This window comes from Roseiarcus sp. (assembly GCF_052145395.1).
In the GTDB taxonomy this organism is placed as follows: domain Bacteria; phylum Pseudomonadota; class Alphaproteobacteria; order Rhizobiales; family Beijerinckiaceae; genus Roseiarcus.
On record NZ_JBKQOT010000539.1, the window covers coordinates 1 to 5,784 of the forward strand.

The 5,784-nt window shown below is 67.0% G+C and carries 4 protein-coding genes; 2 read left to right on the top strand and 2 right to left on the bottom strand.

Annotated features, from left to right (window positions below; translation table 11 throughout):
• A partial coding sequence (locus ACLP25_RS18470; protein WP_442470631.1) for an ABC transporter ATP-binding protein/permease occupies positions 1-2,010 on the bottom strand: 2,010 nt, incomplete at its 3' end.
• Between the two features lie 599 nt (positions 2,011-2,609).
• Here ACLP25_RS18470 and ACLP25_RS18475 point away from each other — a divergent pair.
• Both ACLP25_RS18475 and ACLP25_RS18480 read left to right on the top strand, forming a co-directional pair.
• Positions 2,610-3,089, top strand: a complete 480-nt coding sequence (locus ACLP25_RS18475) for an NUDIX hydrolase (protein WP_442470632.1) — start codon at positions 2,610-2,612, stop codon at positions 3,087-3,089.
• Between the two features lie 178 nt (positions 3,090-3,267).
• The gene (locus ACLP25_RS18480) at positions 3,268-4,611 is read left to right on the top strand and encodes a DUF445 family protein (protein WP_442470633.1); all 1,344 of its coding nucleotides are present in this window, start codon (positions 3,268-3,270) and stop codon (positions 4,609-4,611) included.
• A gap of 13 nt (positions 4,612-4,624) precedes the next feature.
• Here the strand turns inward: ACLP25_RS18480 and ACLP25_RS18485 are convergent, their stop codons facing one another.
• Positions 4,625-5,425, bottom strand: coding sequence for a hypothetical protein (locus ACLP25_RS18485; RefSeq protein ID WP_442470634.1), 801 nt, complete (start codon positions 5,423-5,425; stop codon positions 4,625-4,627).
• Positions 5,426-5,784 lie beyond the last annotated feature (359 nt).

The window sequence follows — 5,784 nt, forward strand, 5'->3', positions numbered from 1 at the left end:
TGTCGTGGGCAGCGTCTCGGCGATCGCGCGATAGAGGGCGGCCTCGCTGTCCTCGTCGAGCGAGGCGGTCGCTTCGTCGAGGAACAGCCAGTCAGGCCGCGCGAGCAGGGCGCGCGCGACCGCGAGCCGCTGCTGCTCGCCGCCCGACAGGCGCATCTGCCAGTTGTCGTGATCGTCGAGCCGGTCCTGGAAGGCGGGAAGCCCGACCTTGATCAGCGCGTCGCGCAACTGATCGTCGCTGAAGGTCGAGGCCGCGGCCGGGTAGGCGAGGGCGTCGCGTAAGCTGCCGATCGGGAGATAGGGCCGCTGCGGCAGCAGCATCAGCTTGGCGTAGGCCGGCTGGTGGATCTCGCCCGAACCGAACGGCCAGAGGCCCGAGATCGCGCGGAAGAGAGTCGACTTGCCGACGCCCGAGGGCCCGACGACGAGCGTCGATTCCTGGGGCACGAGCGCAAGATCGCCGACATGGACGAGCTTGCGACCGTCGGGCAGCGCGAGGTCGACGTCCGGCAGCGACAGGATCGGGCTGTCGCCGGCTTCGGCCTTGATGCGCGGCTCCCGCCGGTCCTGCTCCCGCGCGTACTCGAAGGCGTCCTCGAACGAGGTCAGACGCCGGATCGCCGCGCTGAAGTCGGCAAGGCCGATATAGCGGTCGACGAAGAAGTTCATCGAGCTGTTGACGGCGCCGAAGGCGTCTGCCGACTGGCTGAAGCGGCCGAAGTCCACGATCTTCAAATAGTAGAACGGCGCGACCACCACGTAGGGAATTATGACGGAGATCTGGCTGTAGAACTGGTTGAAGGCGATGAGCCAGGTGCGCACCCGGATGATGCGCTGGATGGTGTGGAAGACGTCTTCGAACACCGTTCCGGCCCGGGCGATCTCCCGATCCTCACCCTTGAGCAGCGCGATCTGCTCGCTGTATTCGCGAATGCGCGCAAGGTCGAAGCGGAAGTTCGCCTCGACCGCCTGCTGGCGGAAATAGAGGCGCGAGAGGCTGCGGCCGATGAGATGGGTGATTCCGGTGGCGACTGCGGCGTAGAGGGTCGCGACCCAGAACAGGAACCCAGGGATCCGCACGCCAAGAATGGGCGCGTCCAAGGCGTTGGAGATGCCCCAGAGGATGATCGAGAACGAGACGAGGTTGGTCGCCGAGGAGATCAGCTGGATCGTGTAATTGTAGATGCCGGCGTTGCCGGAATTGATGCCGGTGCCGCTGCCGTTGATGAATCCGCCGACGTCCTGCGAGATGCGCTGGTCGGGATTGTCGGCGTTGCCGGCGTTGAGCGCGAGCTTGTAGTGCATCGAGTGCAGGAGCCAGCGCGAGGTGAAGGACGCGGTCATCCACCGACGCCATTGCAGCACGAAATTCGAGGCGACGAAGAACTCGATGAGGCCCGCGAGAATGGCGATGAAGGCGAGCGGCACGAAGATGTAGAGAAGCTGATACCAGAAGGCCGTGCGATGCGCGTCGTCGGCGACCTGGATCGCGTTGCCGAAATCGCGCTGGAAGAAGTTGAACCGGAGGGCGAGCGCGACCTGGAACTGGTTGATCAGGATCAGAAACCAGATGTTGATGCGCGCGTAGACGTCCTGGCGCGCGATCATCCGCGGCAGGGGCCAGGGATAGATGGAGATCGGCGTGCGGGCGGCGAAGAACGGGTCGGCGATGCCCATCATCCGCCTGACCATGCCGAGATGCGAGACGCCGAAGATGGCCAGCACGAAGATCGCGGTCGCGAGCGGCAGATAGGTCGGCAACTGGTATTCTTCGTACGCCTTCGGCCAGTAGCCGAGCAACGCGACGAGGTCGGCGAGGCCGAAGATCACCGTTTCGACGACGAACAGTTCGGAGAGGATCGTCAAAAAGGTCGAGAGCCGCCAGGACGGGTGGGAAACGGCCGCCGCGAGCGCCGAGGCGATCCCGATCAAAATCGTCATGCCGTTTTCCTCATAGACGCCGATCACGAGGGCGAGGACGGCGAAGACGGCGAGGCTCAGCATGCGCATGGGGCGTCGGGACCTTGAGCGGACGGGAAAGCGGGAACAGGCGCACTAGCAGAGGCGAGCGGGCAAAAGAAGGGCGGGCGGATTTCCAGAGCGTGAAATGTTGGAAAGGTGAGCGTCGAGGCCGATTGACCCGCCGGAAAGGTTGAACTCCGGGAGCGAACGCTATGTCGCGGGGCCGGCGATTGTCGAATATCGCCGGCGGGACGGAGTGCGAACGTCTCCGCTTCCGGATTTCACCATGGGCGCCCACGCGGCCGTCGCCCGGCTCATCCTGCTGACTCGCGACGCCAAACGCTACGCGGGCCCTTTTCCCAGGGTCCGGCTGATCTCGCTGGACTGACGGGCGCAAGCATCGCATGGACGGCCGCGGCGACCGCGCCGCACGCAAGTCTCCTTGCGTCGAGCAAGCTTTGTGAACGCGATTCGTAGCCCTCGGCCCGCTGCGCCGAGTCTTCCCAGCCGGGCCATCTCGCGAGGCTCCGGCGCGATGAAATTCCTGTTCGTCAAGACGATATGCCGCGTTGTCCGCTGCGGCGCGAGGCGCTAGACGGCGACGTCGCGAGTCCACTCACGGGAATTACGAATCGGGCGAAAAGGGAATGCGTCGCAAGCCAGGCAAGCGGAAGAGGAAACCCGCCGTCCGCGTGCAGTACGGCGCGCTGCCCTATCGGTTCACGCCCGACGCGGCGCTCGAAATTCTCGTCGTCACCACGCGGCAGACCCGGCGCTGGATCATCCCCAAGGGCTGGCCGATCAAGGGACTGAGACCGCCGAAGGCCGCAGCGCGCGAAGCCTTCGAAGAGGCCGGTGTGACCGGTCGGATCGGCGTCAGGGCGGTTGGAAGCTTTACCTACGACAAGGCGCTCGACGAAGCCGGCCGATTGGCGACCTGCGAGGTGACGGTCTTTCCGCTGCTGGTGAAGAGCCAGAGCGATGCGTGGCCCGAAATCGAGCAGCGCGTGACCCAGTGGGTCGAACCGAGCAAGGCCGCGGCGATGGTCAAGGACCTGGAGCTCAAGGCGGTGATCGCCGCCTTCGCCAAGCGGGTCGCGGCGGCGGCGAGCAGGCTCGCGTTCTGACCTCGCGACCGTGCGGTCACCCCGCGGCCGCTCTGTTCGGCGATCCGGCTCGGCGCGAGCTCGCCGGCCGCATCGAGCGCCGGGTAGGCGGCGCCGGCGACCAAATGGTCGTTCAGCCGCTTGATGTCGCGCCTGGGCCGCGCGCCACCGGCTCGGCCTCACGAGCCACATTGCCGACATGTTGCCGGCCGACAAGGCCCGGACAAACCGCGAAATAGGGCATAAGGGCAAGGTCGTGGCGATGATCGGCGACGGCGTCAACGATTCTCCTGCGGTCGTCGTCCAGAGCCCGGAGGCGCGACGCGCCGAGCTTCGCCGGATGCGGACGATCGCGACGTCGCTGCTCGTCGCCATGACGCTGATATTCATCGCAACCCGCTTCGCGCCGCCGAGCTGGGTTTGGGCGCCCTATCTCGGCGCCTTCGCCGAAGCCGGCATGGTCGGGGCCTGCGCCGACTGGTTCGCCGTCGTCGCGCTGTTTCGCCATCCGCTCGGACTGCCGATTCCGCACACCGCCATCGTGCCGGAGAACAAGCGCCGCATCGGCGCCTCGCTCGGCCGCTTCGTCACCAACAATTTCCTCTCGCCGCGCGTGGCGGCGGAGCGGCTGCGCTCGATCGACATCGTGGGGTTCGCCGCCCGGGGGCTCGCGGATCCGCGCAACGCCGAGGCGATCACGGCCATTGTGGGGCGGCTTGCGCCGCATGCGATCGCCGCGTTGCCGCCGGATGCGGTCGAAGACTGGATCGGCGGCGTCGCCCGACGGGGCGCCGAAGCGCTGCCGGTCGCGCCGCTCGCCTCGCGGGCGCTTTCCATCCTCTGGGCGGAGGGGGCGGGGCAGGCCCTGCTCGATCAGGGCCTCGACATCGTCGAGGGCGCGCTCGCCAGCAACAAGGCGGCGATCGTCGAACAGGTGCGCCGCCAGTCGTCGCCGTGGATTCCGAAATGGGTCGACGAGATCATCGCCAACAAACTGCTGCAAGGGCTCGCCGCAACGCTGGAGGACATGCGGCGGCCCGACCATCCGTGGCGCGCCGAGGTCGCGGCGCGCGTGAACGGGCTGATCGCCGCCCTCGCCCTCGATCCCGACATGCGTGCGCGGGGCGAGGCGCTGAAGCACGAGCTTCTCGACAACCCGGCCTTCGCCGAACAGGCGCGCGCGCTCTGGCGCGAGCTCAGCGCGTCGCTGCAGCGGGACCTGCCGCAGTGGGCGGAGGCGACGGCCGCCTGGGCGCTCGCCGCGCTGGCTTCGCTCAGCCGCTCGCTCGAACAGGACCCGGCCCGGCGCGAGCGCATCAATGACGCGCTGAGACGCCTCATGCTGCAGATCGTGCTGCCGCGCCGCGCCGAGGTCGGCGCCTATATCGCGGCGGTCGTCGATCGCTGGGACACCGAGACGCTCGTCCAGCGACTCGAACTGCAGGTCGGCAGCGACCTGCAATACATCCGCATCAACGGCACGCTGGTCGGCGGCCTGGTCGGACTCGTCATCTACACGGTCACGCGCGCGCTCGGCGGGTAACGCGGGCGACGTCTCACACCCGTGGCGGGAGATCGGCGAAGCGGCAGCGGTCGGCGACGACGGCGTCGAGCTCGGCGAGCTCCTCGTCGCGGCGGTGATAGCCGCATTCCGCGATGAGCTTGCGCGCCGCGTCGAGCTCTTTGCGCGCTTCCTCGAGGAGCCGCGCAGCCTCAGCTGGGTCGGGCGGAGCGGGCGGGGGCGGGGTCGGCTCGACGAGGCCGTTCAGCGGCGCGAAGGCCTCGCGCTGCGCCAAGGCGAGCCGCGCGCGTTCGAGGGCGCGGTCGCAGAGATAGAGCCGCATCGGCCCCGGCTCGGCGATCTCCTCGACCTCGTCGAAGTCGCGCGCTGCGCCATCCCAATCGCCGAGGGCGCGGCGGAATCGCGCGTGAGCGAGCATGCCGGGAGGGATAAAGTCCAAATGTCCCGAGGCGCGCAGATTTTCGATGGCCTCATCGAGCTTGGCGCCGGCGGCGCACGCATCGTCGCGGACCGCCTCCGCCGAATGCGCGTTCGTAAGGCTCTGGAAGGCCAGGGCGTGATGGGCGCGTCCGAGGGTCAGCCTATCGAGCGCGATGTCCAGAACCCAATTTTGTGGCCGTGCCCACTCCAAAGTCTGAGCCGCCCGGTCGCGCGCCTCGGCAGCCTGCCCCAGCGCCAGCAGCAGGTCGCAGTAATGATACCCAGTCATTGAATAGAGCAATGGGTACTCCGGCCGATTCTTTTTTTGCCGCCGCTCGGCGTCGGCGAACAGGCCGGCCGCCTTTTCCCATTCGCCCGCTGCGTGGAGCGCGTCGGCGTGGTTCGCGAGAAACATTGCCATCAAATCCGGTGCACCCGCGCGCGTCGCAAGTACGACCGAGGTCTCTCCCGTCGTTGTCGCGCGCGCGACATCGCCAAAGACCAATTCGGTTTGGCTCAGATTCGACGCCTCGATTGCCGCATTGTGCCACTCGTGCGCCTCTTCATCCATGTTCAGACCGACACGAATTGCCGCAAGAGCCTCCTGAAGGCGTCCTTGCGCGCGCAACGCAATATTGGCTTGGCTTAGAGCCTGACCTGAAATTGGTTGACCGGCCTCGCGGGGTCTGATTCTCCCTGGTTTGCAACAACTTGGGGAGATTCGCGATGCCTTGGAACGAGGCCGATCGGGCAAAGTATGACGTCATTCGAGAT